The organism is Paracraurococcus lichenis (assembly GCF_030657435.1).
Classification (GTDB): domain Bacteria; phylum Pseudomonadota; class Alphaproteobacteria; order Acetobacterales; family Acetobacteraceae; genus Paracraurococcus; species Paracraurococcus lichenis.
Genome location: NZ_JAUTWS010000596.1, coordinates 1 through 267, shown reverse-complemented (window position 1 = coordinate 267; position 267 = coordinate 1). Strand labels below are relative to the sequence as shown.

1 protein-coding gene is annotated in these 267 nt (G+C 67.8%); it reads left to right on the top strand.

Annotation, left to right across the window (positions count from 1 at the left end; genetic code table 11):
• Window positions 1-267: transposase (locus Q7A36_RS41375; protein WP_305109563.1), on the top strand; the 267-nt coding region annotated here is incomplete at both ends.

Here is a 267-nt window from a genome sequence, read left to right as displayed (position 1 = left end):
GATCGAAGGCGAGTGGCCATATCTCTGGATTGACGCCACCTACGTGAAGGGGCGCGAGGGAGGGCGTGTTGTCTCAACGGCGACAATAATCGCTGTGGGCGTGAACACCGATGGCCGGCGCGAGGTGCTCGGCGTGGCCACGGGCGCGTCCGAGGCGGAGGTGTTCTGGAAGGGGTTCCTGCGCTCGCTGGCCGACCGCGGCCTGCGCGGGGTCAAGCTGGTGATTGCCGATGACCACAAGGGCCTGCGCGCCGCGGCCAGCAAGGT